This window comes from Kineosporia succinea, from assembly GCF_030811555.1.
Classification (GTDB): Bacteria; Actinomycetota; Actinomycetes; order Actinomycetales; family Kineosporiaceae; genus Kineosporia; species Kineosporia succinea.
In genome coordinates this window covers 5,976,964-6,001,712 of record NZ_JAUSQZ010000001.1, presented here as the reverse complement: position 1 = coordinate 6,001,712, position 24,749 = coordinate 5,976,964, and the positions used below count along the sequence as shown (strand labels likewise).

At 71.4% G+C, this 24,749-nt stretch carries 25 protein-coding genes; 5 read left to right on the top strand and 20 right to left on the bottom strand.

Annotated features, from left to right (window positions below; all coding sequences use genetic code 11):
• Positions 1–62 precede the first annotated feature (62 nt).
• On the bottom strand, positions 63–347 hold the full coding sequence (locus J2S57_RS26505; RefSeq protein WP_307247830.1) for a hypothetical protein: 285 nt from the start codon (positions 345–347) through the stop codon (positions 63–65).
• A 369-nt stretch (positions 348–716) separates the two neighbouring features.
• On the opposite strand from J2S57_RS26505, the gene J2S57_RS26500 reads away from it, so the two are divergent.
• A complete protein-coding gene (locus J2S57_RS26500; protein WP_307247827.1) occupies positions 717–1,226 on the top strand; it encodes a DUF6924 domain-containing protein in 510 nt (169 codons plus the stop codon).
• Here J2S57_RS26500 and J2S57_RS26495 read toward each other — a convergent pair.
• From J2S57_RS26495 to J2S57_RS26420, 16 genes are all read right to left on the bottom strand, one after another.
• Positions 1,223–2,029, bottom strand: a complete 807-nt coding sequence (locus tag J2S57_RS26495) for an IclR family transcriptional regulator domain-containing protein (RefSeq protein ID WP_307247825.1) — start codon at positions 2,027–2,029, stop codon at positions 1,223–1,225. The genes J2S57_RS26500 and J2S57_RS26495 overlap by 4 nt on opposite strands.
• Positions 2,030–2,085: 56 nt before the next feature.
• A complete protein-coding gene (locus J2S57_RS26490; RefSeq protein ID WP_307247823.1) occupies positions 2,086–2,448 on the bottom strand; it encodes a hypothetical protein in 363 nt (120 codons plus the stop codon).
• The gene (locus tag J2S57_RS26485) at positions 2,445–3,317 is read right to left on the bottom strand and encodes a DODA-type extradiol aromatic ring-opening family dioxygenase (protein WP_307247822.1); all 873 of its coding nucleotides are present in this window, start codon (positions 3,315–3,317) and stop codon (positions 2,445–2,447) included. Before J2S57_RS26485 ends, J2S57_RS26490 begins: the two co-directional genes overlap by 4 nt.
• A gap of 59 nt (positions 3,318–3,376) precedes the next feature.
• Positions 3,377–4,168 (bottom strand): citryl-CoA lyase, encoded by a 792-nt coding sequence (locus tag J2S57_RS26480; protein WP_307247820.1) that lies wholly within the window; start codon positions 4,166–4,168, stop codon positions 3,377–3,379.
• The gene (locus J2S57_RS26475) at positions 4,165–5,319 is read right to left on the bottom strand and encodes a CaiB/BaiF CoA transferase family protein (protein ID WP_307247818.1); all 1,155 of its coding nucleotides are present in this window, start codon (positions 5,317–5,319) and stop codon (positions 4,165–4,167) included. The genes J2S57_RS26480 and J2S57_RS26475 overlap by 4 nt, the downstream gene beginning before the upstream one ends.
• Positions 5,316–6,776, bottom strand: coding sequence for an amidohydrolase family protein (locus tag J2S57_RS26470; RefSeq protein WP_307247816.1), 1,461 nt, complete (start codon positions 6,774–6,776; stop codon positions 5,316–5,318). Before J2S57_RS26470 ends, J2S57_RS26475 begins: the two co-directional genes overlap by 4 nt.
• A gap of 134 nt (positions 6,777–6,910) precedes the next feature.
• Entirely contained in the window at positions 6,911–7,390 is a 480-nt protein-coding gene (locus J2S57_RS26465) for a RidA family protein (RefSeq protein WP_307247814.1), read from the bottom strand.
• 41 nt (positions 7,391–7,431) lie between these two features.
• Positions 7,432–8,460 (bottom strand): ketopantoate reductase family protein, encoded by a 1,029-nt coding sequence (locus J2S57_RS26460; protein WP_307247812.1) that lies wholly within the window; start codon positions 8,458–8,460, stop codon positions 7,432–7,434.
• Positions 8,457–9,263: an SDR family NAD(P)-dependent oxidoreductase gene (locus tag J2S57_RS26455; protein ID WP_307247809.1), complete on the bottom strand. Its 807-nt coding sequence runs from the start codon at positions 9,261–9,263 to the stop codon at positions 8,457–8,459. The genes J2S57_RS26460 and J2S57_RS26455 overlap by 4 nt, the downstream gene beginning before the upstream one ends.
• Complete coding sequence (locus J2S57_RS26450; protein WP_307247807.1) at positions 9,260–10,153, bottom strand: polysaccharide deacetylase family protein; 894 nt, start codon at positions 10,151–10,153, stop codon at positions 9,260–9,262. The genes J2S57_RS26455 and J2S57_RS26450 overlap by 4 nt, the downstream gene beginning before the upstream one ends.
• Positions 10,150–10,476, bottom strand: a complete 327-nt coding sequence (locus tag J2S57_RS26445; protein ID WP_307247805.1) for a carboxymuconolactone decarboxylase family protein — start codon at positions 10,474–10,476, stop codon at positions 10,150–10,152. The genes J2S57_RS26450 and J2S57_RS26445 overlap by 4 nt, the downstream gene beginning before the upstream one ends.
• 23 nt (positions 10,477–10,499) lie before the next feature.
• Positions 10,500–11,855, bottom strand: a complete 1,356-nt coding sequence (locus J2S57_RS26440; protein ID WP_307247803.1) for a M20/M25/M40 family metallo-hydrolase — start codon at positions 11,853–11,855, stop codon at positions 10,500–10,502.
• Positions 11,852–13,450 (bottom strand): ABC transporter ATP-binding protein, encoded by a 1,599-nt coding sequence (locus J2S57_RS26435; RefSeq protein ID WP_307247801.1) that lies wholly within the window; start codon positions 13,448–13,450, stop codon positions 11,852–11,854. Before J2S57_RS26435 ends, J2S57_RS26440 begins: the two co-directional genes overlap by 4 nt.
• Positions 13,447–14,346: an ABC transporter permease gene (locus tag J2S57_RS26430; RefSeq protein WP_307247799.1), complete on the bottom strand. Its 900-nt coding sequence runs from the start codon at positions 14,344–14,346 to the stop codon at positions 13,447–13,449. The genes J2S57_RS26435 and J2S57_RS26430 overlap by 4 nt, the downstream gene beginning before the upstream one ends.
• Complete coding sequence (locus J2S57_RS26425; RefSeq protein WP_307247797.1) at positions 14,343–15,287, bottom strand: ABC transporter permease; 945 nt, start codon at positions 15,285–15,287, stop codon at positions 14,343–14,345. Before J2S57_RS26425 ends, J2S57_RS26430 begins: the two co-directional genes overlap by 4 nt.
• Before the next feature lie 53 nt (positions 15,288–15,340).
• Entirely contained in the window at positions 15,341–16,984 is a 1,644-nt protein-coding gene (locus tag J2S57_RS26420) for an ABC transporter substrate-binding protein (protein ID WP_307247795.1), read from the bottom strand.
• A 442-nt stretch (positions 16,985–17,426) separates the two neighbouring features.
• Here J2S57_RS26420 and J2S57_RS26415 point away from each other — a divergent pair, with 442 nt between their 5' ends.
• The 3 genes from J2S57_RS26415 to J2S57_RS26405 are packed head-to-tail and all read left to right on the top strand — an operon-like array spanning position 17,427 to position 21,501.
• Positions 17,427–18,230 (top strand): helix-turn-helix transcriptional regulator, encoded by an 804-nt coding sequence (locus J2S57_RS26415; RefSeq protein WP_307247793.1) that lies wholly within the window; start codon positions 17,427–17,429, stop codon positions 18,228–18,230.
• Entirely contained in the window at positions 18,227–19,387 is a 1,161-nt protein-coding gene (locus J2S57_RS26410) for a MalY/PatB family protein (protein WP_307247791.1), read from the top strand. The genes J2S57_RS26415 and J2S57_RS26410 overlap by 4 nt, the downstream gene beginning before the upstream one ends.
• Complete coding sequence (locus tag J2S57_RS26405; RefSeq protein ID WP_307247789.1) at positions 19,384–21,501, top strand: zinc-dependent metalloprotease; 2,118 nt, start codon at positions 19,384–19,386, stop codon at positions 21,499–21,501. The genes J2S57_RS26410 and J2S57_RS26405 overlap by 4 nt, the downstream gene beginning before the upstream one ends.
• Here the strand turns inward: J2S57_RS26405 and J2S57_RS26400 are convergent, their stop codons facing one another.
• Positions 21,502–22,359, bottom strand: a complete 858-nt coding sequence (locus J2S57_RS26400) for an alpha/beta fold hydrolase (RefSeq protein WP_307247787.1) — start codon at positions 22,357–22,359, stop codon at positions 21,502–21,504.
• A 94-nt stretch (positions 22,360–22,453) separates the two neighbouring features.
• Here J2S57_RS26400 and J2S57_RS26395 point away from each other — a divergent pair, with 94 nt between their 5' ends.
• Positions 22,454–23,473 carry an AraC family transcriptional regulator gene (locus J2S57_RS26395; RefSeq protein ID WP_307247785.1) on the top strand — a complete coding sequence of 340 codons (1,020 nt, stop codon included), beginning with the start codon at positions 22,454–22,456 and terminating at the stop codon, positions 23,471–23,473.
• 153 nt (positions 23,474–23,626) lie between these two features.
• On the opposite strand, the gene J2S57_RS26390 is transcribed toward J2S57_RS26395, so the two are convergent.
• Both J2S57_RS26390 and J2S57_RS26385 read right to left on the bottom strand, forming a co-directional pair.
• A complete protein-coding gene (locus J2S57_RS26390) occupies positions 23,627–24,361 on the bottom strand; it encodes a hypothetical protein (protein WP_307247783.1) in 735 nt (244 codons plus the stop codon).
• On the bottom strand, positions 24,358–24,681 hold the full coding sequence (locus J2S57_RS26385; protein WP_307247781.1) for a PadR family transcriptional regulator: 324 nt from the start codon (positions 24,679–24,681) through the stop codon (positions 24,358–24,360). Before J2S57_RS26385 ends, J2S57_RS26390 begins: the two co-directional genes overlap by 4 nt.
• Positions 24,682–24,749 lie beyond the last annotated feature (68 nt).

Below are 24,749 nucleotides of genomic sequence, written 5' to 3'. Positions count from 1 at the left end.
GGCCGCGCGTCCACACCTGGTGGTGGACGCTGACGAGCCGGCGACGCCGGTGTGACGAGCCGTCAGTGCAGGTGTGTGGTGTGCGCCAGCGCGTACGCCGCGTCGATCGTCACCGTCGAGGTCGTCAGCGCCACGGCCGCCGTCACCAGGACCCGGCGCGTCGTGCGTGTACACCGTGCCGACCAGCGACGGGGGCGCCCCTCGGGAAGGTCAGCCGGGTCAGAAGGATCGGGGAGGTCGGGCACCAGGTGCAGATGCCGGGTGTCCCGCAGCTTGGACGCGCGCAGCTCGTGCGGCGCGTCGGCCGTGCGGGAGCGACGGGACCGCGGGAAACCGAACTCGGACACACGACACCGCCGTTGGCACGAAAAATGGGACGCCCGCCGCACCCGGCGGTCCACAGAACGTAAGCCTCCGCAGCCCCATCAGTACAGTCCGCCCGGGTTCAGACGGGATTCAGCGGCGATGTGGTGCGAGGAGCCGTTCTGGCGGCGCAACCCTCGCGCTCGACGTCGAGGGCGCCTCGCCCGGCGGCAAACACCAGATGCGCCCCATAAATCCGTTGGCCAAGCGAACCTTTCCGCGCAAGTTGCCCCCGGACGAGCAGCGGCCAGGTTCACCCGAACGGCCCTGCCTGATCGCCGTGCGGATGAACGTCACCGAAGACCGGGACGTGTGGAGGAAGGACAAGCCGGCAAGCATTGAAGGCAGGAACCGTGAACGGATCGAGCGCCCTGTACCTGCCCGTGACCGACCTCGCCATGGTCGTGCGCACCGACTTCAGCGACGACGACACCTGGCGCGAGGTGGCCCGGGCGGTGCTGGACGGCGATTCGCTCTTCCCCAATCCCACCGAGCAGACCACCGTTCCGATCCGCAGGAGCACCGGCGGGACGGACACGGGCCAGAGGGCGGTGGTCCGGCAGCAGGTGGACATGCCGCTGCTGATGGTGCTGGACGATCCCCGCTTCGACGGGGTGAGCGCGCACCAGGTCCGGGAACTCATGCGCCCCGTCGACATGGTGTTCGTCGCCGACGCGGCCACGAACAGCGGCGAGCACGCGCTCCTGGCCCTGCACCATCCGGCCCGCGACGAGCGCGAGGACTTCCGCCTCACCCCGGCGTCCGTTGAGAACGTCGCCGTCGTGCTGCAGGTGGGCAAACTGCTGTGGGACGAGGTGCTGGGCGACCGGGGTGACGACGGGGTCGTGCGGCGCGAACTCTAGGACCCGACCACCTCAGCGGTGGGCCGTGCCTGCCATACCGCCCAGTCCGAGGAGACCCGGCCGGCGGCGGCGATCAGCAGCGGCAGGTGCGACTCGACGAGCGTCTCGACGCTCGTCTCGGCCGCGTGCGTCGTCACGTTCATCGCCGCCCGCACCACCCCCTGCCCGTCGCGCAGCGGTACCGCGGCCGAGCGGATGCCCGGCGCCAGTTCCTCGTCCGCGAGCGCCCAGCCGCGGGCCCGCACGAGCGCGAGTTCGTCGGCGAGCGCGGCGCGTTCGGCCGGTCTGGTCACGATGCCGGAGCGGGACGGGGCGGCCAGGACCTCGTCGAGTTCGGCGTCGTCCAGCTGGGCCAGCAGCACCTTGCCCTGGGAGGTGGGCACGGCCGGGAAGCGGGTGCCGATGTCCACGCGCAGGGCGATGATCTTCGGCACCGAGACCCGCGCCACGTAGACGATGTCCGGGCCGTCGAGCTGGCTGATCGACGAGGACTCGTGGGTGCGGGCGACCAGGGCCTCCAGGTGCGGGCGGGCCATCTCCCACAGCCCGAGGGAGCTGGCGTACGCCGTGCCCAGCCGCAGCACCTGCGGGGTGAGGGCGAAACTCCCGTTGGCCAGCAGCCGGACGTACCCCAGCTCCTGCAGCGTGACCAGCAGACGGCGGGCCGTGGGCCGGGCCAGGTCGGTCGCCGCGGCCACCTCGGCCAGGCTGAGCTCCCGCCTCGTGTCGTCGAAGCAGGTCAGCACGTCCAGGCCGCGCGCCAGGGCCTCCACGAAGTCCGGGTTCTGCCCGCGTCCCGCCATCTCCACCTCTCCTCGTCACACCGGAACCAGTCGAACCGGAACCAGGTCGAACCGGCTCAGGTGCTGATGTCCGGATAGGGCAGCGTACGGTCGGCCAGCCGTGACGCGTACTCCAGCTGGAATCCCAGCGGCATGTCGTGATCACGCTCGAACAGGGCGATGAACAGCGTCAGGGTCAGGAACGGGTGCGCGCCCAGGTCGAACAGCGCCGGGTAGTCGTGCGTGGCCAGCGCCTCGCGTTCGGTGTCGTCGAACGCCAGCCAGGTCGAGGCCTCCGCGGTGACGCAGTTCAGCAGCCGGTTCGCCTCCTGCGCCTCCCACCAGGTGACGGTCTCGCGGGGCTGCTCGCGGTAGCGCTCCACCAGCTCCGGGTCGCGGTCGACGGTGAACAGGAACTTGTTCAGCAGGTACTTGCTCACGACGAGCCCCCGTCCAGGCCGTTCGGATACCAGGTGAAGTACGCCTCCATGGTGTGGAACAGGTCGAGCGTGTCCACGTGGTCGGCGCGGTTGCCCTCCCCGGCGATGCCCATCATCAGCATGAAGTCCATGAACCCGTGGGTGGCGTTGCCCGGGAGGTGCAGGCTCTCGAGCGTCACCTCGGCCAGGGCCTTCTCCAGGTCGCCGGTGCCGATCCACTCCACCGCCCTGCGGTCGAACTCCGGGTCCGGCCCGTGCGCCCCGAACTGCCGCGGCCCGCCCAGTTCGAGCGAGAGGTGCCCGGTGCCGATGACCGCCACCCGCTGCTGCGAGGGCCAGCTCTCGATCAGCTGCCGCAGCGTCTGCCCCAGCTGCACGAAACGCCTGGGCTGCGGCAGCGGCGGCGCGAAGATGTTGGTGTAGATCGGCACGATCGGCAGATCGGCCTGCGGGCGCAGCGTGATGATCGGGCAGGTGATCGAGTGGTCGATACGCAGCTCGTTGGAGAACGCCAGGTCGAACCCGGCGTCCAGGCCCTCGCGCAGGACGTACGCCGAAAGGTCTTCCTGGCCGGGCAGAACCATCCGGGGCAGCCCGAACTCGCGTTCCTCGTTGTACCAGTTCGCGTCGTAGGTGGGGGCCTTGCCCACGAGGAACTGCGGCATGTTGTCGAGCCAGAGCTGATGGAAGTGGTCCGAGCCGACCATGACCAGCACGTCGGGACGGGCCCGGGTCAGTGTCGCGCGGAACGCCTCGATCTTCCGGACCCACTCGTCCGCGAACGGGGGGCGGTCCTGGCCGGTGGCGGTGCTGGCCCGGTAGTAGAAGGGGTGATGCGTCGAGGCGATGACCGCGACGAGCTGCGCCATGCGGATCTCCGTTGATAGCGGGCGACGTACGGCTGAAGTGCGGCTGGAGTGCGGCTGACTCAGGGCCGGTACGGATCGGGGGGCACGGGCCGGTTGTTGAGGTCGACCGACAGGAACACGTCGTTGGCCACGGGATGGCGCAGCTCCTCGGCCAGTTGCCCGATCAGCCCGGCGGTGCGGGCCAGCAGGGCGAACCCGCGCAGCAGTTCCAGCGGCAGGCCGAGGTCGGCGAGCGCGGCCCCGCACACGCCCGCGCCGTTCAGAGGCAGCTTCTTGCCGAGGATCTCGGGGTGCACGCGCCCGATCGCGGCGAACAGTTCCAGGTGCGGGCCGAACTGCCCCTCCTCCCGGGCGATCTGGAAGAGCCGAGGGGTACGAGGATCTCCTTGCTTGTGGACGTGGTGGCCCAGTCCCGGCACGAAGAGTCGCCTTTCGCGCCGGTCGCGAACGGTGGACGCGGCCAGCTCGTCCCAGCCGGCCTCGTCGGTGGGGGCCTCACCGGCGTCGGTGAGAACCTCGTGCAGGAACCGGCCGCAGTCCTCGGTGACGCCGAGGAACCGGGACCCGCCGCCGAGCAGGCCGGCCGCGAGGGCGCCCTGCACCGAGTCGGGCGCCGAGAGGTAGGTCAGGCGGGTGACGATCGCGGTCGGGGTGAAACCGTGGTCGGCCAGGGCCGCCAGCACCGCCTCGAACACCCGGGTCTGGCCCGGGGCCGGGCGCCGCTGGGTCGCGAGCCAGAACGCCAGCTCGCCGAACCCGACCTGGCCCATCACGTCCTGTGCGAGGTCCTCGCCGAGCAGGGTGATCTTCTCCGGCGACGACGCGCCCAGAGCGGTTTCGTACGTGCTCATGATTCGTTCTCCCGCAGCCATTCCCGCACCTCGTCGCCGTGTTCGTCCAGGCGTGGCGGTGGCAGCCGGTAGACCGCGGGGGTGGCCGAGAGGCGGATGGGGTGACGCGTGGTCGGCACGGCCCGCTCGCCCTCGCCGACGGTGACCACCGGGTCGAGGCCGAAGCGCTCGGCCATGGCGAAGCCGCCGTCGATGGTCTGGATCGGGCCGCTGGGCACCCCGGCGGCGGTCAGCCGGTCGAACCACTCCACGGCACCGGCGCTCTTCAGGCGCTCGACGAGGATCGGCCGCAGTTCCTCGCGCCGCTGCGTGCGGTCGGCGTTGCGGGCGAAGCGCTCGTCCTGCGCGATCTCCGGGATCCCGAGAACGTCGCAGAGCTTGCGGAACTGGGCGTCGTTGCCCGCCGCCACGATCAGGTCGTCGTCGGCGGTGGGCATCGGCTCGTAGGGGAAGACGCTGGGGTGCGCGTTGCCCATCCGGTAGGGCACGGTGCCACCGGCGACCCAGGCCGAGCTGTGGTTGACCAGGCCGGTCAGGGCCGAGGACAGCAGGTTGACCTCGACGTGCTGCCCGGCGCCGGTGGCGTCGCGGTGGTGCAGGGCGGCGAGGATCCCGATCGTGGCGTGGTTGCCGGCCATCACGTCGAACACCGAGATCCCGGCCCGGTAGGGCGAGCCGTCGGGGTCACCGGTCAGGCTCATCAGGCCGGACATGGCCTGCACCATCAGGTCGTAGCCGGGCACGTCACGCCCGGCACCGGTTCCGAAACCGCTGATGGACGCGTAGATCACGCCCGGATTGGTGGCACTGACGCTGTCGTAGCCGAGCCCGAACCTGTCCATGCCGCCGGGCCGGAGGTTCTCGATGACGACGTCGGCGCGGCGGGCCAGTTCGCGGGCGGCGGCCACGTCGTCGGCCTCGCGCAGGTCGAGCGCGATCGAGCGCTTGCCCCGGTTGATGCCGAGGAAGTAGGTGGACTCGTCGTCTCGCACCGGCGGCCGCCAGGAGCGGGTGTCGTCACCGGCCCGGCCCTCGACCTTGACCACGTCGGCGCCCAGGTCGGCCAGGAGCATGGTGGCGTAGGGGCCGGCCAGGATGCGGGAGAAGTCCGCGACCAGGAGGCCGGCCAGCGGCCCGGCGTTCCCACTCACGACGCTTCGGCCCGATGGGTGGAGGCATCGGCGAAATCGGTGTAGGTGTAGGGGTTGTCGAGCACCTTGGACTCGGGGATCCGCGGGCTCATCCCCTCCGCCCAGGCGGCCTCGCCCAGCTCTGCCCGCAGGTACTCGACGGTCTCCTCGATGGCTCGCCTCGCGCGTCCCACATTCGCCCCGACCAACCGGTGCTCGTGCTTGACCACGCGGCCGTTGACGAGCACGGTGTGCACGTCACCGCGCTGGGCCTGCATGACCACGTGCCCGTAGGGGTTGAGCAGGGGGAACATGACGGGCGAGTCGTCGTTCTTGATCAGCACCACGTCGGCCTTCTTGCCGACCTCGAGACTGCCCAGCACGTCGTCCTTCCCGAGGGCCCGGGCCCCACCACGGGTGGCCCACCCGACCACGTCCGCCGTACGGGCCCCCAGGTGGGTGACGGTCCCCCCGCCCGCGTGGGCCTCGTGGTGCTCACGGGTGCGGTCGGCGGCCAGGGTCTGGCGCATGGCGGTGAAGATGTCGGCGCTCATCCACACGCTGGTGTCCATCGACAGCGAGATCGGGATGCCGTGGCGCCGCAGCGCCCAGCTGGAGGGGTAGCCCTGCCCGCAGCTGGCCTCGCTCTCGGCCGCCACCGAGGCGCTGCCGCCGGTGGCCGCGATCCGCTGGTAGGAGTCGTCGCTGAGGGTGGTGGCGTGCACGTACACGGTTTGCGGGGTCATGAAACCGTTCTCGTGCATGAGCCGGATGCCGTTGTCGTTGGTGGCGCCCCAGACCCCGGCGTGTGTGGTGACGGCGACGCCCAGGTCACGCGCGACCTCGAACGCGGCCCGCTCGGGGAAGGCCGGGTCGCCGGTCACGTCGAAGGCGAGCTGGAGGCCGAGCAGGTCGCCGCGGTGCATCCGGCGTTCGGCGAACGCCCGGAACTCGGGGGCGGCGGTCCATTCCCAGGGCCCGGCCTGGATGTTGCCGTAGGCCAGCACGAACCGGCCCGGCACCTCTTCCAGCGCGTCGACGGCGGCCTCGGCGTGCTCGACGGTCTGCAGGTTGTGCGACCAGTCGACGGTGGTGGTCACACCGGCCTCGAGCGCCTCGAGCCCGCTGAGCAGGTTGCCCGCGTAGATGTCCTGGGGCCGGAACTTGCGGCCGTGCTCGAGGTAATTCCAGACGAAGTACTGGGTCAGGGTCCAGTCGGCGCCGTAGCCCCGCATCGCGCTCTGCCACATGTGCCGGTGGGTGTCGATCATGCCCGGCATCACGATGCCGCCGGTGGCGTCCACCTCGGCCGTGCCCTCGGGCACCTCCAGGTGCGGGCCGATCGCCTCGATCCGCTCCCCCACGACGAGCACGTCGGCGCCGGTGAGCACCGTGCGCCGGTCGTCGAGGGTGAGCACGGTGCCGCCCCGCAGCACGATGGCCGGGGCGTTCTCGAACGATGCTGCTGCGCGGGCCATGCGGTTCCTCCGACGTCATTGTCAGCGGCGCGGACAACTGTCCGCGTTTTTGAGAATGACGTTCCGCAGGCCCGGCGTCAACCCTGGGCCGGGCCCTGTTCCCGGTCAGGGGAACCGGGCCCGGCGCCCTCGGCTCACCCCTCGCCGACCTCCACGATGACCTCCACCTCGACCGGCGCGTCCTTGGGCAGGACCGCCACCCCGACGGCACTGCGCGAGTGCCGCCCGGCCGCGCCGAAGGCCAGGTTCATCACCTCGCTGGCGGCGTCGGCGACCCCGGGCTGGCCGGTGAACGACGGGTCGCTGGCCACGAACACCACCACCTTCACCACCCGCACGACCTTCGACAGGTCGCCGACCTCGGCCCGGATCGCGGCCAGGGCGTTCAGGGCCGCCTGCCGGGCGCACGCGCCGGCCTGCTCGGGCGTGACGGAGGTGCCGACCTTGCCCTCGGCCAGCATCACGCCCGCGGCCACCGGCAGCTGCCCGGCGGTGAAGAGCAGGGAGCCGGTGCGGGTCACGGCCGCGTAGTTGGCCAGAGGCGCGGCCGGCTCGGGCAGCCCGGCGCCCGCGTCGCGCAGGCGGTTCTCCGGGGTCAGGGTCGTCGTGGTCATGCGCATTTCCTCTCGTGGTCGATCAGGTCTCGAAAAGCCGCTCAGGCGTTCAGGATCGCGCGCAGCTCGTCGAGGTTGGCCGGGGTGAACTCCCGGGTGCCGGCGGACAGCTCGCCCAGCATCCGCCCGACCGCCGTGGACATCCGGGTGTCGACGCCGTGCTCGGCCGCCAGCGCGGCGTACCCGTCGTCGATCAGGCTCTTCTCGGTCGGGCGGCGGCGCACGGCGATGTCCCGGAACCCGCCGCTGCGGTCTTTCGGCTGCCCGGTCAGATAGGTGACGAGACGGTCGAGCGCGGCCTCACGCACGGCGTCGGTGGCGTCGGCGCGGAAGGCGTAGGGCTCGTAGCCGTCGAAGCTCTCCAGCACGACCCCGGCGCGCACGGCGACCTCGGTGCTCTCGCGGGCCACGGCGGCGGCCAGGTCGCGGTGGGCGTCGACGACCTGCGCCATCGGCGCGTCCACGACCGAGGTCAGGCCCAGGATCCCGCCGAAACCACGCTTGGCGAAACGGTATCCGCCGACGTTCGCGGACGCGGTCACCGGCCCGTAGGCGCGGAAGGCACGGGCCACCTCGAGGGCGTAGGCGTCCGGGGCGCTGAGCGTGGGCATCCCGACCGACAGCGCGCCGGTGCCCCCGAAGGAGACCACACCGGGCTCCAGGTAGTCGCTGAAGATGTTGACGAAGGCGCTGATCACCCGCCCGGCGCCGACGATCTCGGCGATGACCGGCTCGTTGATGCCGTTCTGCAGCGACACCACCCGCCCGTCCGGGGCCAGCCGTGAGGCGGCCCACTCCGTGGCGGTCCGGGTGTGCTGCGACTTGGTCGCGACCACGGCGAAGTCGGCCGGCGGGGCGTCGGCCGGGTAGTCCTCGGGCGTGTACGCGGGAATCCTCACGGTGTCGTCGGTGCCGTCGACGGCGCGGATGCGCAGCCCGCCGGAGCGGATGGCCTCGACGTGCGCGGCGTCGGTGTCGACGAGGACGACGTTCTCGCCCGCCGCGACCATGGCGTGCCCGACGGTCCCGCCGATCGCGCCGGCGCCGATGATGACGTAGCGGGGGTTCATGCGGTGGCCTCCTGGGTGTTCTGCCAGTCGCTCGTACCGGCCCAGTGCTGGGGAAGTTTCGTGGTGCCGACGGAGGTCGCGCCGTCGACGGGCAGGACCGCCCCGGAGATCCAGCGGGCCTTGTCGCTGAGCAGGAACTCCACGGCGTGCGCGATGTCGGACGAGCGCGCGCCGCCGGGCAGCACGTCGGCCGCGGCCATGATCGCCGCGTACTCCTCGCTGATCGGGTTGACTTCGCTGGCGACCGGGAAGAAGCCCGGGGCGACGGCGTTCACGCGGATCCCGGCCGGTCCCAACTCGATCGCCGAGGACTTGGTCAGCATCACCAGCGCGGCCTTGGAGGTGGAGTAGTGCGACGTCCCGGGCCGGGCCCGGCTGGCGGCGCCGGAGGTGATGTTGACGACCGCCGGGGTGTGCCCGGCGGGGACGGCGAGGCGGGCCAGCTGCTGGGTGGCCAGCAGCGGCGCGACCACGTTGACGGCCTGCACGTGGTTCCAGGCGGCCGCGTCGATCTCCAGGAACGGGATCGCGGGGTAGATGCCGGCGGCGTTGACGAGCCCGTCCACCGGGGCCTGGGCCCAGGCCATGGTGACCAGGTCGGTCGCGAAGGCCTCGTCGGCCAGGTCACCGACCAGCGAGCGGGTACGGACGCCGTGCTCACCGGCGATCTCGTCCATCACCTTCTCGAGGGCGGGGCGGCGCAGGTCGACCCCGGTGACGTCGTACCCGGCGGCGCCCAGCCCTCTCGCGACGGCGGCCCCCAGGCCGTTGCCGGCGCCGGTGACGACAGCGTGCTTGCTCATGATCGGTCCTTCCCGAGACACGCGTCCGCGATCTGCTGGTGCGTGGCCGTCCAGACGCCGTCGTGGCCGGCGATGTAGGACAGCAGCTCGCGCAGGATCCAGATCCGCGAGCGGTGCCCGATGATCGAGGGGTGCATGGTGAGCTGGAACAGGCCGCCGTCGGCGTAGGCGCCGTCGAACTCGCGCTTCCACAGCTCCAGCACGTCGGCCGGCGGGGTGTAGGGCCGCAGCCCGGCGTAGCGGGACATGCCGAAGTAGACGGCGTCGTCGCGGATCCACTCGACCGGGATCTCGACCAGGCCGGTCGGCTCGCCGGCGGCGAGGATCTCGTACGGCTCGTCGTCGGCCATCAGGGAGGAGTCGTAGGCGAAACCCAGTTCCCGCACGACGGTCAGGGTGCTGGGTGAGAAGTCCCAGGACGGCGTGCGGATCCCGGCCGGACGCGTGCCCGACAGGTGCTCGAGGGTGTCGAGGCTGCGGCCGATGAGGTCGAGCTCGTTCTCGTACGACAGCAGGGTGTTGCGTTCGTGGATCCAGCCGTGCACGCCGATCTCGTGCCCGGCCGCGGTGTAGGCGTCGATCTCGCCCGGGTGCAGCAGGGCCGACACCGCCGGCACGAAGAAGCTGGCCTTCACACCGCTCTCGTCGAGGAGCCGCAGCAGCCGGGGGACCGCGACGCGGGCCCCGTACTCGCCCGTGGACAGGGTGCCGGGGGTCTGCTGGTTGTCACGCAGCAGCGGGGTCTCGTGGTCGGAGTCGAACGAGATCGCCACGGCGACCTTCGCCCCGCCCGGCCAGGCGGCCGGGGTCAGCGACCGGCCGGCCCGGACCTCCTCGACGATCGTCCGCCAGACCTCCTCCGGCCACTGCCACGGCTCGAGCTCGCTCATTCCGGCGCCGCGGCCGAGATCGCCGGCATGACGTGGCGCATCCCGTGCACGAACGCCCCGCCGGCGCGCAGGGCGGCGGCGACGTGGATGGTCTCGGCGAGCTCGGCGGGCGTGGCCCCGGCGGCGACGGCGGCCGCGGAGTGCGCCTCCAGGCACCCGTCGCACTGGGTGGTCAGCGCCACGCCGATCGCGATGAGTTCCTTGGTCTTCTTGTCGATGGCGGTGTCGCCCTCGAGCACGGTCTGGTTGAAACCGCCGAATCGGCACCACATCTGCGGAGCGTGCTCGGCGAGGGCGGTGAAGGGGTCGGCGTGGCTGGACACAGGGATTTCTCCTTCGAGAGGGGTTAGACGGTTCCGAGCAGGCGCACGACGCGCTCGTAGGTGCGGGCGCACAGTTCGACGGACTGCGCGTCCACCCGCTCGTCGTCTCCGTGGAAACGGCGGCGGAAGTCGGCCAGCCCGACAGTGGGGCTGAACAGGCCGAAGCCGTAGCAGGGACGGCCCCGGGACAGGTAGTGCCGGGCGTCGTTGCCGCCCGGGGTGAGCAGGGGCAGCGGCTCCGCGCCGGGGTAGACCTCGGCGCTGGCCGCGGCGATCGCCCGGTACAGCGGGTCGGTGGCTTCGGTCACCAGAGCCGGTGCTTCCAGGCCCTTCTCGACCGTGACGCCGGGCAGCCCGTCGAGGGCGGCCTCCAGCTCGGCGTCGGTGTCGGCGCCGCTCTGGCCGGGCAGCAGGCGCACGTCGATCTCGACGCGGCCCTCCCCCGGGATCACATTGACCTTGGCCCCGGCCTGCAGCACGTTCGGGGACAGGGTCATGTGGCTGAGAGCATGCAGGACGCGGGCGTATTCGCCGGTCTCGGGCAAGGCGTCGTCAACCGTGGAGGAGTCGCACAGCCGCGCGACCAAGGCCGGGGAGAACCCGAGAGCGGCCAGCAGATCCGGCCACCATCCCTCAGCAGCGACCACCGCCGCAGGCCGGTGCCCCGCCACCCGGCGGACCACCTCGGCCGCCAGCAACGTACCGCTGTTCACCCCGTAAGGCATGGACCCGTGCCCGGACTCGCCGCGCACCACGATCTTACGCCCCGCCGCGCCCTTCTGGCCGATCGTGACGGTGACCCGACGGGCGTCCGCGGGCCCGAGCACCAGCCCGCCGCCCGACTCGGTGACCGCCAGGTCGGTGAGCACCAGGTCCGGGTGGTGTTCCACGAGCCAGCCCATGCCCCAGCGACTTCCGGCCTCCTCGTCGGCGGTGGCGGCCAGCACCAGGTCGCCGGCCGGGCGCACGCCCGACTCGGCGACCATCCGGAAGGCGACCGCCATCGAGGCGGTCAGGCTCAGCATGTCGACCGCGCCGCGCCCCCAGATCTCCCCGGCGATCAGCTCGGCCCCGAAGGGGTCGTGCGTCCAGGCCGCGGCGTCCGCGGGCACCACGTCGAGGTGCCCGACCAGGGCCAGGGACGGCGCACCGGCCACCGAACCGGGAAGGCGGAGCACGAGATTGCCCCGCCCGGGCCGGGGTTCGATCACGTGCACCTCGACGCCCAGCGACTCGAGCGTCTCCCGTCCTCCCAGGTATCCGAGCAGAAGCTCGACGTTCCGCATCTCCTGACCCGACTCGACGCGTCCGTCGTTGACGCAGGCCGCCCGAATCATGCTGCGCAGCAACGGGACGGCATCAGCCGGGACGGCGCTCACGCGGGCACCGCGTTCAGGAGCGTCCGGGTGTACTCGTGCTGCGGGTCGGTGAAGATCTGCTCGCAGTCGCCGGTCTCGACGACCTCACCCCGGCGCATCACCGCGACCCGGTCGGAGATGGCCCGCACCACGGTCAGGTCGTGGGAGATGAACAGGTAGCTGAGGCCGAACTCGTCCTGCAGCTCGGCCAGCAGGTCGAGCACCTGCGCCTGCACGGTGACGTCGAGCGCGGAGACCGGCTCGTCGCAGACGACCAGGTCGGGCCGCAGAGCCAGGGCCCGGGCGATCGCGACGCGCTGCCGCTGGCCACCCGAGAGCTCGGAGGCCCGCCGGGTCGCGTAATTGCCCGGCAGTCCCACGCGTTCGAGCAGCTCGACGGCCCGCTCCCGCCGCTCGGTCTTGGTGCCCGCCGCGAACGCCCGCATCGGTTCCTCGATGATCTCGGCCAGCGTGAACCGCGGGCTGAGCGAGGCGTAGGGGTTCTGGTGCACGATCTGGAACCGCCGCCGCAGCAGCCGCAGCTCCTTGGCCTTCAGCGCGCCGGTGTCGATGCCGTCGAACTCGACCGTGCCGCTGGTCGGCGGCTCCAGGCACATGATCATGCGCGCGGTGGTGGACTTGCCCGAGCCGGACTCCCCCACGATCGAGAGGGTCTCACCGCGCCGCACCTGCAGGTCGACACCGCCGACGGCCCGGAATTTGAGGTGCTGACCGGCCTCGTCGCGGGTGTGGAACTCCTTGACCAGGTCCTTCACCACGACCAGCGGTTCACCGGTGGTGACGGCAGGACGCGTGGACGCCCGTTGCGTGCGGCGCGTCGGCAGCGAGTCCAGGAGCTTGCGGGTGTACTCCTCCTGCGGGTTCTCCAGAACCTGCCGGCTGGGACCGGACTCGACCACGCGTCCCCCGGACATCACCACCACGTGCTGCGCCCGCTCGGCGGCGACCCCCAGGTCGTGGGTCACCAGCACGACCGAGGTGCCGGACTCGGCGGTGAGCCGGTCGATCCGGTCGAGCACCTGCTTCTGCACGGTGACGTCGAGGGCACTGGTGGGCTCGTCGGCGATGATCAGGCGCGGCTTGCAGGCCCAGGCGATGCCGATGAGCACCCGCTGGCGCATACCCCCGGAGAACTCGTGCGGGTACTGCCGGGCCCGCCGGCCCGGGTCGTCGACACCGGCCTCGGCGAGGATCTCGACCGCCCGCACCGCAGCGGTTCTGCGGGTCTCCTGGCCGTGGATGACCAGGGCCTCGGCGATCTGCGTGCCGACCCGCTGGGTGGGATCGAGCGAGACCGTCGGGTCCTGCGGGACCAGGCCGATGCTCGCACCCCGCAACGAACGCATCGCGCGCTCGCCCAGGTGGTCGATGCGGCGCCCGTCGAACTCGATGGTGCCGTGATCGATCCCGGCGCCCGGCGGCAGCAGGCCCATGACCGACAGCGCGGTCGTGGACTTGCCCGAGCCGGACTCCCCGACGATGGCGAGCATCTCACCGGCGCCGAGCTCGAAGCTGACGTCACGCACGGCGGGGATCTCGCCGCCGCGGTAGGAGACGGCCAGGTTGCTGACCTTCAGCAGGGGCTTGTCGCTCAACGGGACCTCCGGGTGGTGCCGAACTCGCGGGCGATCCGGTTGACGGACAGGACGATGGTCACGACCAGCAGACCCGGGATGGTGGTGAGCCACCAGGCGGTCGCCAGGTAGTCACGCCCCTCGGAGATCATGGCGCCCCACTCCGGGGTGGGCGGGGTGGCGCCGTAACCGAGGAAGCTCAGGGCGGCGATGGCCAGCAGCGCGGTGCCGAACTCCACGGTGGTCAGGACGATGACCGGGCCCAGGGAGTTGGGCAGGACGTGCCGGCCGAGGATGCCCCACCACCGCACGCCACTGGCGCGGGCGGCGTCGACGTACCCGGCGGTGCGCACCCGCAGCACCTCGCTGCGCATGGTGCGGGCGACCGAGGCGATGCTGGCGATACCGACCGCGATGGCCACCTTGATCGTGCCGCCGCCCAGGGCCGTGATCACGGCCATCGACAGCAGGATCGCGGGGATGGCGAGCATGACGTCGCAGATCCGCATGATCACGTCGTCCACGCGTCCCCCGACGAAACCCGCCAGCAGGCCGAGCAGGGAACCGATCACCAGGGCCAGCGCCACCGCGACGACCACACCGCTGACGGACAGCCAGGCGCCGTCGACGATCCGGGCGAACACGTCGCGGCCGAACTGGTCGGTGCCGAAGAGGTGATCGCCGGACGGGGGCAGGAAGCGGTCCTTGCCGTCACCCACGAGGGGATCGGCGTCGGTGAACAGGCCCGGGACGACCGCCCACAGGAGAACCAGGAGCAGCACGAGGCTGGAGAGCACCAGACCGCCGTGACGCAGGACGCCTCCGAGCAGGGAACGGCGCTTCTTCAGGGGCTTGTCGGGGAGGCCGGGGTTGAGCGCGACCTCGGTCGGCTGGGGGCCCTGGATGTTCACGGTCATGACATCGCCGCATTCAGTCGGATCCGGGGGTCGATCAGGGGGTAGATCAGGTCGACGACCAGGCTGGAGACCACGAAGATCGCGGCGGTCACCAGCACCACGCCCTGCACCACGGGGATGTCCTGGTTGGACACCGCGGTGGCGGCGGTCTGGCCCAGCCCGTTGCGGGCGAAAACGGTCTCCACGAGCACCGATCCGCCGAACATGGTGGCGACCAGGACGCCGGTGACGGTCAGCGCCGGGATGGCCGCGTTGCGCAGGGCGTGACCGAAGTGGATGCGGGCCCGCCCGGCGCCCTTGGCCCGGATCACCTCGACGTAGGGCTCGGCCAGCGTGGTCTCCAGGCTCCGGGCCAGGACCTGCGCGATGACCGCGGAGGTGGGGACGGCCAGGGTCACGGCCGGCAGGATCAGGCCCTGGATGCCCTCACCGCCCACGGCCGGCAGCAGACCGGCACGGAACGAGACGAACTGCAGCAGCATCAGGCCGACCCAGAAGGTGGGCATGGAGACCGCGATCGGGGGCAGGCTCAGCAGCAGCGCCTTCAGCCAGGGCCGGCGGGTGAAGTTCGCGGCCACGGCCACCGAGATGCCCAGGATCAGGGCGAGGACCAGGGCGGAGGACGCGAGGACGAGCGTCGAGGGGATCGCGTCACCGATCATCTGGGCGACGGGCTGGCCGGTGCGGAACGACTGGCCCAGGTTGAACTGCACCAGGTGCAGCAGCTGCACCCCGTACTGCACGACGACCGGCTTGTCGGTGCCGAACTCGGCCCGGAGAGCGTCCAGCTGTTCCGGGGTGGTGGAGGCCAGGGCCTCCGGGCCGAGCATGGCGCTGACCGGGTCGCCCGGCACGATGAAGAGGATCAGGAACGAGACCGTGAACGCGGCCCACATGACCAGGACGGCGTGCAGGGCCCGCCGGCCGAGATATCGGATCATCTGCTGCTCCAGGATTTCCTGTGCTGGGTGGTCTTCATCTGCCGGGCCGCTCGTCAGCTCGTCATCGAGGCGTCGTACAGGACGAAGCGGGAGGCCGCGTCGTAGCGCACGCCCTGCACCGCGTCGGAGACCCCGATCACCTGGGTGAGCTGGCTCATCGGGTAGACCCAGTTGTTCTCCAGCAGGATCTTCTGCACCTCGGCGGCCGCGGCAGCCCGCTTGTCGGTGTCGGTGGTCGAGCCGATCTCCGTGAACAGCGGCGCCAGCTCCTTCTGCACCGGGTCACTGGCCTCGGTGAAGGTGAAGTTCGTGGCCTCCGAGGAGTACATCGCCCGCAGGATGTCCGGGTCGGGCCGCGACACCGAGGTCGAGATGAAGTCGTACTTGCCCGTGAGGTACTCGGAGGCGTACTGCGCGGCGGTCATCTCCTTGAGCACCAGGTCCACGCCCACCTTGCGCAGCAGCTGCTGCGTGTACTCCACCACGTTGGTCTGGTAGAAGTACGCCACCGTGAGACTGAGCTTCTTGCCGTCCTTCTCGCGAATGCCGTCCGAGCCCTTGACCCAGCCCGCCGCGTCCAGGATCGAATTGGCCTGCGCCTCGTCGAAGGTCAGCAGCGACGACTCGTCGGTGAAACCCGGTGTGGTCTCGCCGAGCAGGCTCTTGGCCACGCCGTACGAGGGCGTGAGCACCGACTCGGTGATGCCCTTGCGGTCGATCGCCAGCTGGATCGCCTTGCGGACCTGCTCGTCCTTCAGGGCCGGGTTGCCCGAGGCGGACAGGTTCGGCGCGATGCCGATGACGATGCCCGGGTTGATGCGCGTGAGCAGGCTGAACCCGTTGCCGTCGAACATGGCCTCGTCCTGCGACTGGATCGTGGTGGCCATGTCGACCTGCTTGGAGCGCAGGCTGCCGGCGCGCACGCTCGGCTCGGTGGCCACCTGGTACGTCACGTCGTCCAGCAGCGCGTCACCACTGTGCTGAGCCAGACCCGAGGGCCAGGCGTAACCGGTGCGCTTGGTGATCTTGACGTTCTGGTTGGCCGTGTAGCTGTCCAGTGTGAACGGCCCGGACCCGACCAGATTCGTTCCGGCGCAGCGCTCCTCGGCGCTCGCGGCGACGGTCTTGGCCGACACGATGCCCAGGGTGGGCGTGGAGGCGGCCATCAGGAACTGCGCGTTGGGGGCCTTGAAGTCGACCTCGACCGTGGAGTCGTCGGGGGTCTCGATGGACTTCAGGCCGGCCAGGTACGAGGTGCCGTAGACCGACTTGGCGCCCAGGTCGACGACGCTCTCCAGCGAGGCCTTGACCGCGGCCGCGTCGAGCGGGGTGCCGTCCGAGAACGTCACGCCCTTCTTGAGCGTGAACGTGAACGCGGTGGCGTCGTCGTTGCTCTCGAACTTCTCGGCCAGCCAGGGGGTGAACTCGCCGGTGTCGGGGTCCTGGTCGATCAGCGAGTCGACCATCTGGCGCCCGATGACGTTGGACGCGATGAGGGTCGCCTGGGCGGGGTCGAGGCAGACCGGGTCGGCGTCGATCGCGACCTTGAGGCTGCCGCCGGTGCCGGAAGCACCGTCGCCGGAACTGCTTCCGCCGCCGCAGGCGCTCAGGGCGGCGAGGGCCGTGACGGCCAGGCCGGCCGTCACGGCGCGGCGGGCGGTCAGGCCACTGCCGATCGTGCGAAGTGTGGGAGCCACCGTGGGGTTCCTCTCGTGAGGTGCGGTGAAAGCTGGGGGACCACGCCGCTCGGATGTCCAATATCTGTGGAATCTTCGCGCTCAGTGGATCTACAAGCGGTTGATGCGGGCAGTTGAATTCAACCGCTTGTTGAGTGAGAGGAAGCTAAGGCGACGGCTGTCGTGGAGTCAATAGGGCACGTCAGAGCATTTACATCACGGACACATAGTCGGGCGTTCACCGACCGTTGACCGCTCGTTGTGTAAATTCAACGAGTCCTGGATGGACTTTCCAACATCTTGTTGAATACTGGCTCTCGCCGCCTCGGGGCGGCACCTTCGTCACCGCTTTTCCGCCGGAACGTGATGTGCCAGCGTGACCTCTGCCGATCTTGGGCAGATCAGTCACCGGATGCGGCATTCATCCCGACGGCGAACGACCCGGCACAGAAGGCGGACCCGCATGAGCATCGACGAGCACGGCCAGACCCCCCGCACCCGGCACCTGCCGCCGCGCGCCACGGTCGACGGCGAGCGGCTGATCGCCGTGTTCGCCGGGCTGGTCGAACCCCTGGGCCGGGCGCTGCCCACCTCCAGCGAGGTGGTGCTGCACGACCTGAGCAAGCTGCCCGACTCGATCGTGGCGGTGCACGGCGACGTGACCGGCCGCTCCATCGGCGACCCGGCCACCGACCTGCTGCTGGAACGCATCAGCGAGGGCGACCACGAGCACCAGCTCGGCTACGAGACCCATCTGCCCGACGGCCGCCGCATGCAGTCCTCGACGATGATCATCCGCGACGTGTCCGGGCACCCGGTCGCCGCCCTGTGCATCAACACCGACATCTCGGCCTGGCTGGAGGTGCGGCGGATCGCGGACGCGATGATCGCCTCGCCCGCCCTGGCCGCCCTGGCCGCCACCACCCCGGACCTGCCGGATCCCGCGGACCTCCCCGAACGCGCGCCCCGGCCCGACAGCCCCGAGTCCTTCCCCCGCGACATCGACGAGCTGGCGGCCCACCTGCTGCGCGCCGCCACCGACGAGGCCGGGGTCCCGGTGCCCCGGATGAAGAAGGAGCACAAGCTCCGGTTCGTCGAGACTCTGCAGTCCAAGGGCTTCTTCATGCTCCGCGACGCGGTCGAGATGGCCGCCACGGCCCTCGGCGTCACCCGCTTCACCATCTACAACTACCTGAACGAGATCGACTCCCGCGCCGGTGCCCCCTCCGGCTCCTCCCCCCACGAGACGAGCGAGACCTCTCCATGATCGACCTGGACCACCTGAACGACCTCACCCCGCAGGACCTGCACGACCTCGGCAGCCTGAAATGGTCCACCCACCCCCAGAGCCTGCCCGCCTGGGTCGCCGAGATGGACTTCGGCTGCGCCCCGCCCATCATGCAGGCCCTCCACAAGGCCGTCGACACACACCATTTCGGCTACCTGCCCCCGACCGTGACCGCAGCCCTGGCCGAGTCCTGCTCCACCTGGATGCAGCGCCGCCTGAACTGGGAGGTGCCGCCCGCGCACATCCGGCAGCTGTCCGACGTGCTCAAGGCCTTCGAGCTCACCATCGAGCACTTCACCGCCCCCGGCAGCGCCGTGATCGTGCCGACCCCCTGCTACGCGCCGTTCCTGACGATCCCGCCGGAGATGGGCCGCCAGGTCGTCCAGGTACCGATGCGCGAGTCCGGCGGCCGCTGGGTGCTCGACCCCGACGACCTCGACGCCGCGCTGGCCGGAGGCGCCGGGCTGGTCGTGATCTGCGACCCGCACAACCCGACCGGAACCGTCTACACCGCAGCCGAGCACGCGTCCGTCGCCGAGGTGGTCGAACGGCACGGGGCCCGGGTCTTCGCCGACCTGATCCACGCACCCGTCACCTACCCCGGCCACCCCGTCACCCCGTACGCCTCGGTGAGCCCGGCCGCCGCGTCCCACACCGTCTCGGCGATCTCGGCCGCCAAGGGCTGGAACCTGGCCGGTCTCAAGGCCGCCCAGATCGTCTTCAGCAACCAGGCCGACGCCGACCACTACGAAAGCCTCGGCACCCACGCGAAGTACGGCGCCAGCACCCTGGGCATGATCGCCAGCACCGCCGCGTACTCCGCCGGCGGCCGCTGGCTCGAGCAGGTCGTCGCCTACCTCGACGCCAACCGCACCCACGTCGTCTCCCGCCTGCAGGCAACCCTGCCCCAGGCCCGCCTCGCCGTCCCCGAGTCCACCTACTTCGTCTGGATCGACCTCGGGTACGCCGGTCTCGGCGCCGGCACCGCCGCCATGCTGCAAGAACGCGCGGGCGTCAGCGTCACCGACGGAGCCCTGGCCGGGGACGGCTTCGAGGGCTGGGTCCGGATCAACTTCGCCACCCCGCGCCAGATCATCGACGTCATCCTCGACCGGATCATCGCGGCCGCCGGATGATCAGCCTCGAGACCACCGGCACCCAGGCCCTTCTCACCCTGCCTCGCGCCGGCATCGACGTCCTGGCCCTGACCATGCTCACCTCCGGCGTCGGCTCCAGCCGGATCAACCTCGACCGCGGCCAGCCCGGCCAGGTCCGCCACTGGCGCTTCGAGCCGGTCGGCACCCGGATCACCCTGACCGAGCTGAACACCCATTTCGGTTCCGGCACCGGCCGTCGCGACGGGGCCGGGTCGTTCGCCCGGTCGATGCTCGCGGTGCTCGACCCGGTAGCGAGCACCGACGGCACCGTGACCGTCGACATCACCGCCCTGGCCTGCCGCGACCTGGTCGAGGTCCGCCGCTGGGCCAGCTTCTCCTCGGCCGGGGAACCCACCGTCGACCCGTCCCGCTCCCTCGTCGACCCGGGCCCCAGCCACACGCACGAACACGGCGTCGAGATCGAGTCCCTGCTCACCTTCACCGGTTTCAGCGGCGACGCCATCAGCGAGGTCGCGCCCGACCCGGGTGCTGTCACGGTGCGCCAGCGCCTGTCCCTGACCCCGCTGACCGACGATCCCTTCCCCGTCCTGCCCTTCCACCCGGCCGCCGGCGGGTACGGCAAGATGCGCACCGACACGGACACCGACCCCCGTCGTCCCCCGTTCGCCGGCGTGCACCCCCGCTTCGCGACCCGTGAGCCGATCGTCTTCTCGGTCGACCCCGACATCCCCCAGCCCTACCGGGACGCCGTGCTCGAGGGAGGACGCTGGTGGGCAACCGGTTTCGAGGCCGCCGGGCTCCCGGACACCTACCGGGTCGAGGTGCGCCCGCGCGAGAGCGACCCGGCGGCCGTCGGCACGAACGCCGTGTGGTGGGTGCACCGCACCGGCCGCGGCTGGTCGATGGGCGCAGCCCTGTGCGACCCGCGCACCGGCCGGATCGTCAAAGGCAACGTGCGCCTGGGATCTCAGCGCGTGCAGCAGCTCACCGCACTCGGCGAGGCCCTGCTCTGCCCCTACGGCCACGCCGACGAAGCCGCCCGGCGGCAGCAGATCGAGCAGATGACCCTCGCCCGGATCCGCCAGCTGGCCGCCCACGAGATCGGCCACGCCCTGGGCCTCATGCACAACTACGCCTCCCACCAGCACGAGCACCCCTCCGTCATGGACTACCCGTTCCCGGCCCTGCGGGTGACGCCCGACGGCCGGGTCGACCTGAGCTCCACCTACGCGCAGGGCCTGGGCCCCTGGGACGTCTTCACCGTCCGCTACGCCTACGGCGACGACACCCCCGAGGCCAAAGCCGCTGCGCTGCAGGCCGAACGCGACGCCGGGCGCCGCTACCTGACCGACCACGACGGCCACTCCCCCGACAGCTGCTCCCCCGACGCCGCCCCCTGGATCCACGGCGCCGACCCCTTCGAGGCCCTCGAGCGCCTGCTCACCGTCCGCGCCGCCGCCCTGCAGACGTTCGGCCCCGGCTGCCTGCCCCCGGGCCGCCCCACCGGCGAACGCGAAGACCGCTTCGCCCTGCTGCACCTGCTGCACCGCCACCAGTGCGCCGCGCTCGGGCACCTGATCGGCGGGCTCCACCACGAGTACGCACTCGCCGGTGAGGACGTCCCCGACCCGGTCCCGGTGCCCGAGGAGGTGCAGGAGCGCGCGGTGCAGACTCTGACCGGGCTGCTGCGCCCGCAGATCGTGCGCCCCCACCCCGGCGCCACGGCCTGCCTGACCCCGACCCCGATCCGGTACCCGCGACCGGCCGGGGCCTTCGGCTCGGCCGTCGGGCCGGGCTTCGATCCGGACGCCGCGACCGCGGCCGCCGCCACCGTCGTGACCGACGTGCTCTTCCAGCCCCAGCGCCTGAACCGGCAGGCGCCCGCGATCGGCCGCGTCTTCCGCCAGGCCTGGGAGGCGGCGGGCGGCGACCCGGTCACCGTCGACGTGGTGACACGGGCCGCGCTGCGCGCCGTGCACGGTGGCGAGCTGCATCCCTCGCCCCGGGCCGAACTGGTCCAGGCCCTGGAATCGGCGCCGGACGCCCCCGCGTGGCTGAGCGCGGCCGTGCCGGACGCCGCGCGGATCCCGAAGGGGCCGGACGTCGTCCTCCCACCCGGGATCCCGCTGTGATCACCGGATCAGCGCGACCGCCCGGGCGAAGTCGGCCGGCTGCTCGACGTGAGCGAAATGCCCAGCCTGCTCGAGCGTCACGGTCTGCGCGCCGGGAATGCCCGCACCCAGCGGCGCACCCCAGGCCGGGCCGGCGATGAAGTCCTGCGCCCCGACGATGACGACGGTGGGCGCGTGGATCTCCCCCAGCCGGGAGCGGACGTCGAAGACGCCGGGGTCGGGGGCCACCGCCGGCTCCCGGTACATCCTGATGCCGGCGCGGAACGGCTCGAACTCGGCCTGACGCGACCAGAAGTCGGCGAAGTAGATGGGCGACGCGGCGGCGAACTCGCGGCTGATGCTCTCGTCGTCATCGGCCGCCTGCGCCCGCCGGAAGGCGGCCGGGGCGGCCTCGGCCTCGGCGATGCCGGGGTGACGCTGCGGATAGGCGCCCACCCCGGCCGCGGCGGCCTGCCAGAACTCGGGCCCGGCGTACGGCGAGGTCGAGTACAGGATCAGCCCGGCGACCCGCTCCGGACGGGCGAGCGCGTAGGTCTGCACCACGAACCCGCCGTAGGAGTGCCCGAGCAGGAACACCTTCGGCTCGCCCAGGTGCTCGACGAGGGCGGCCAGGAAGCGCACGTAGGTCTCGAGGCGGTAGCCGGCCGGATCGTCCGGGCGCCCGGAGCGGCCGGTGCCGACCGGCTCGGGGTAGATCACGGTGTAGTGCTGCTCGAGCTCGGCCGAGCGCAGGTACGACCAGTCCAGGCCGGGTCCGCCGGGGTGGGCGACGCAGACCGGCCCCCGGCCGGCCCGGTGGTAGGTCAGGCGGACGCCGTCGGCGGTGAAGTCATGGGTGCTGAGCGATGCGGTTGACACGGCGTCCAGCCAAGCAACCGCGCGCGTGCCCGGCCATGCTGCACTCGGCGCACCGCATACGAGTTTGTCCGGCCCCACCCGTACGATCACCCGCGTGGACCTGATCAGCGACGCCGTCGCCGGCACCCGGGCGGGCCGGGCCGTGGGCTCGCGCCACCGCCACACCGGGTCCTGGTCGAGCCGCTTCCCCGCCGTCAACGGTTCCGGCCTGCACATCGTGCGGCGCGGGGCACCGTACTTCGTGCACGAGCACGGGCAGCCGTTCCGCACCCGCGCCGGCGACGTCGTCTTCGTCCCGCACGGCGGGCGCCACGGCTTCAGCGACGCCCCGCTGCCCTTCGGCGACCTGTCGAGCGAGCGCCCGGCACCCGTCACCGGCCCCTTCGACACCGAGTTCGTCTCCTGCTGCTACCACCTCGACCACGGCCAGGTCTCCGCCTGGTTCGACGGCCTGCCCGAGGTCCTCACGGTGAACACGGACGACGCGGCGGCCGGCCCGATGCTGGGTCACCTCGCCGGTCTGCTCGAGGAGCACGCCGCCGACGACGGCGAGGGCAGCGACATCGCCCTCGCCGCCATCGTCGACCTCCTGCTGGTGCACCTGCTGAGGGCCTGGCGCGAGCACCTCGAGCCGGCGCCCGACCCGCAGATCCTGGCGGCGCTGCGAGCGGTGCAGGAAGACCCCTCGCGGCCGTGGACCGTGCAGGACCTGTGCGACCGGGCGGGCCTGTCCCGCACCACCTTCACCCGCCGCTTCGCGGCCCTCACCCATGAGACCCCGCGCCGCTACCTCCTGCGCCGGCGCCTCGAGCACGCCGGTCACCTGCTGAGACACACCGACCTGCCCCTGGCCGCCATCGCCCGCCAGCTCGGGTACTCCTCGGAGTTCAGCTTCTCGGCCGCGTTCCGCCGGACGTTCCAGATCGCCCCCGGCCAGTACCGCCTCCAGCAAGCCCGCACCGCCGAACCCCCGGTGGGCCACCACGACGGTCAGGAAAGCCGGTCGCGTGTGCGGGATGACCGTTCCGGCGCGCCCGCCGCCGGGCCGCAAGCCCCTCCCAGAGGGCCGGGGCGATCAGCTCGGCCACATACAGAGGCCGCCGCCACACCGTGAGATAGCCCAGCGTGGCCAGGTTTTCGCGGCGCCGCGGGTCATTCGCCGGCCAGCACAGGTTGAGGATCCTGACCCCGTGCCCCGGAGCCACACCGAAGACGACCAGGAACAACCCGTACGTCCACGGGTCGCACAGCGCCTCCAGCAGCGCCGTCATGTCATTCTCGCCTCGAGCGGTGAAGCGCCGACAACAGGTCGGACCACAGGAGCACGGCGCACCACACAGGCGACGGCGACCACGACGTTCACGAGCATCAGGGACGCCCCGATGCCCGCCGTCAGCCCCAGCGGACCGTCGTACCCGACAAGCCACACGTACAGCGTCACGACCAGAGTCGCTGACAGCGACCAGGTGACGACCGGACAGAACCTCCGGACCAGCACCGCCAGAACGACGCACCCGATCACCGCCGGGGACCGCAGAGCGCTCAACGAGGACTCCCCGGGGAACAGCAACTCGGCCATGGCCCAGTACAACGCCCAGGGCGTGTGGTGAAACCTCAGCTGGATCCAGGCCGCGATGTAACAGGCGAAGGGAAAGAGGAAGAAGGTGGCCGCCACCGTCGTCCAGAGCGGTGCCACGATCCAGCGCCAGGCCCAGCGCCAGACCCAGCCCGCCCGCGCCACGACCCGCCGCGCCCGGCTCCCCGGCGGGGTCCGGCGCGGGAGCCCGTCGCTCAGAGCCGGCACGACGAGAGCCAGGGCGTACAGCGGGCGTCTCCACCGGGGCAGATAGGCCAGCGCGCCGAGATTCTCGGCCCTGCGCGCGTCACCGGCCGGCCAGCAGACATTGAGGACACGGACGACAGCACCGGGAACCAGGCCGAAGACCACCACCAGCACCCCGGGCGTGCGGGCATCGAGCAGCGCGTCCAGGATCGTGGTCATGCGCCCGCCAGACCTCTCCCGTGCGCGGTGCCGAGAGCGCGCCCACGCAGCGTCGCCGGAGCCTGGGCGGCAATCCCACCGAGCTCCGAACGCCCCTGCTCGGTGAGGGTGTACATGCGCCGGGCCGGACGACCCCGCCCCTCCACATCGGGCTGCCAGTGGTCCTCGACCCATCCTTCGTCGAGCATCCGGGTCAGCATCGGGTACAGAGCGGCCAGGCTGACGTGAGCCCGCCGCGCCAGGTCGTAGGCCCAGTAGCGGCCCCCCGGCTGCTCCATCATGACCAGGGCGACCGCGGTCAGCTTCTTCGTGACCTTCACGAGCGCCAAATTGACATATAGCAAGTTTGAAACTCAACTCGGAAACGTGGCGCCCACCACCACTCGCG

Excerpts from the sequence above, each read along its gene's own strand:
- J2S57_RS26470 (WP_307247816.1), bottom strand. The coding sequence starts at position 6,776 with ATGGCCCGCGCAGCAGCATCGTTCGAGAACGCCCCGGCCATCGTGCTG.
- J2S57_RS26480 (WP_307247820.1), bottom strand. The coding sequence starts at position 4,168 with ATGAGCACGTACGAAACCGCTCTGGGCGCGTCGTCGCCGGAGAAGATC.
- J2S57_RS26390 (WP_307247783.1), bottom strand. The coding sequence starts at position 24,361 with ATGACCACGATCCTGGACGCGCTGCTCGATGCCCGCACGCCCGGGGTG.
- J2S57_RS26455 (WP_307247809.1), bottom strand. The coding sequence starts at position 9,263 with ATGAGCAAGCACGCTGTCGTCACCGGCGCCGGCAACGGCCTGGGGGCC.
- J2S57_RS26410 (WP_307247791.1), top strand. The coding sequence starts at position 18,227 with ATGATCGACCTGGACCACCTGAACGACCTCACCCCGCAGGACCTGCAC.
- J2S57_RS26485 (WP_307247822.1), bottom strand. The coding sequence starts at position 3,317 with ATGGCGCAGCTCGTCGCGGTCATCGCCTCGACGCATCACCCCTTCTAC.
- J2S57_RS26465 (WP_307247814.1), bottom strand. The coding sequence starts at position 7,390 with ATGACCACGACGACCCTGACCCCGGAGAACCGCCTGCGCGACGCGGGC.
- J2S57_RS26495 (WP_307247825.1), bottom strand. The coding sequence starts at position 2,029 with ATGGCGGGACGCGGGCAGAACCCGGACTTCGTGGAGGCCCTGGCGCGC.
- J2S57_RS26460 (WP_307247812.1), bottom strand. The coding sequence starts at position 8,460 with ATGAACCCCCGCTACGTCATCATCGGCGCCGGCGCGATCGGCGGGACC.
- J2S57_RS26450 (WP_307247807.1), bottom strand. The coding sequence starts at position 10,153 with ATGAGCGAGCTCGAGCCGTGGCAGTGGCCGGAGGAGGTCTGGCGGACG.
- J2S57_RS26430 (WP_307247799.1), bottom strand. The coding sequence starts at position 14,346 with ATGACCGTGAACATCCAGGGCCCCCAGCCGACCGAGGTCGCGCTCAAC.
- J2S57_RS26415 (WP_307247793.1), top strand. The coding sequence starts at position 17,427 with ATGAGCATCGACGAGCACGGCCAGACCCCCCGCACCCGGCACCTGCCG.
- J2S57_RS26425 (WP_307247797.1), bottom strand. The coding sequence starts at position 15,287 with ATGATCCGATATCTCGGCCGGCGGGCCCTGCACGCCGTCCTGGTCATG.
- J2S57_RS26405 (WP_307247789.1), top strand. The coding sequence starts at position 19,384 with ATGATCAGCCTCGAGACCACCGGCACCCAGGCCCTTCTCACCCTGCCT.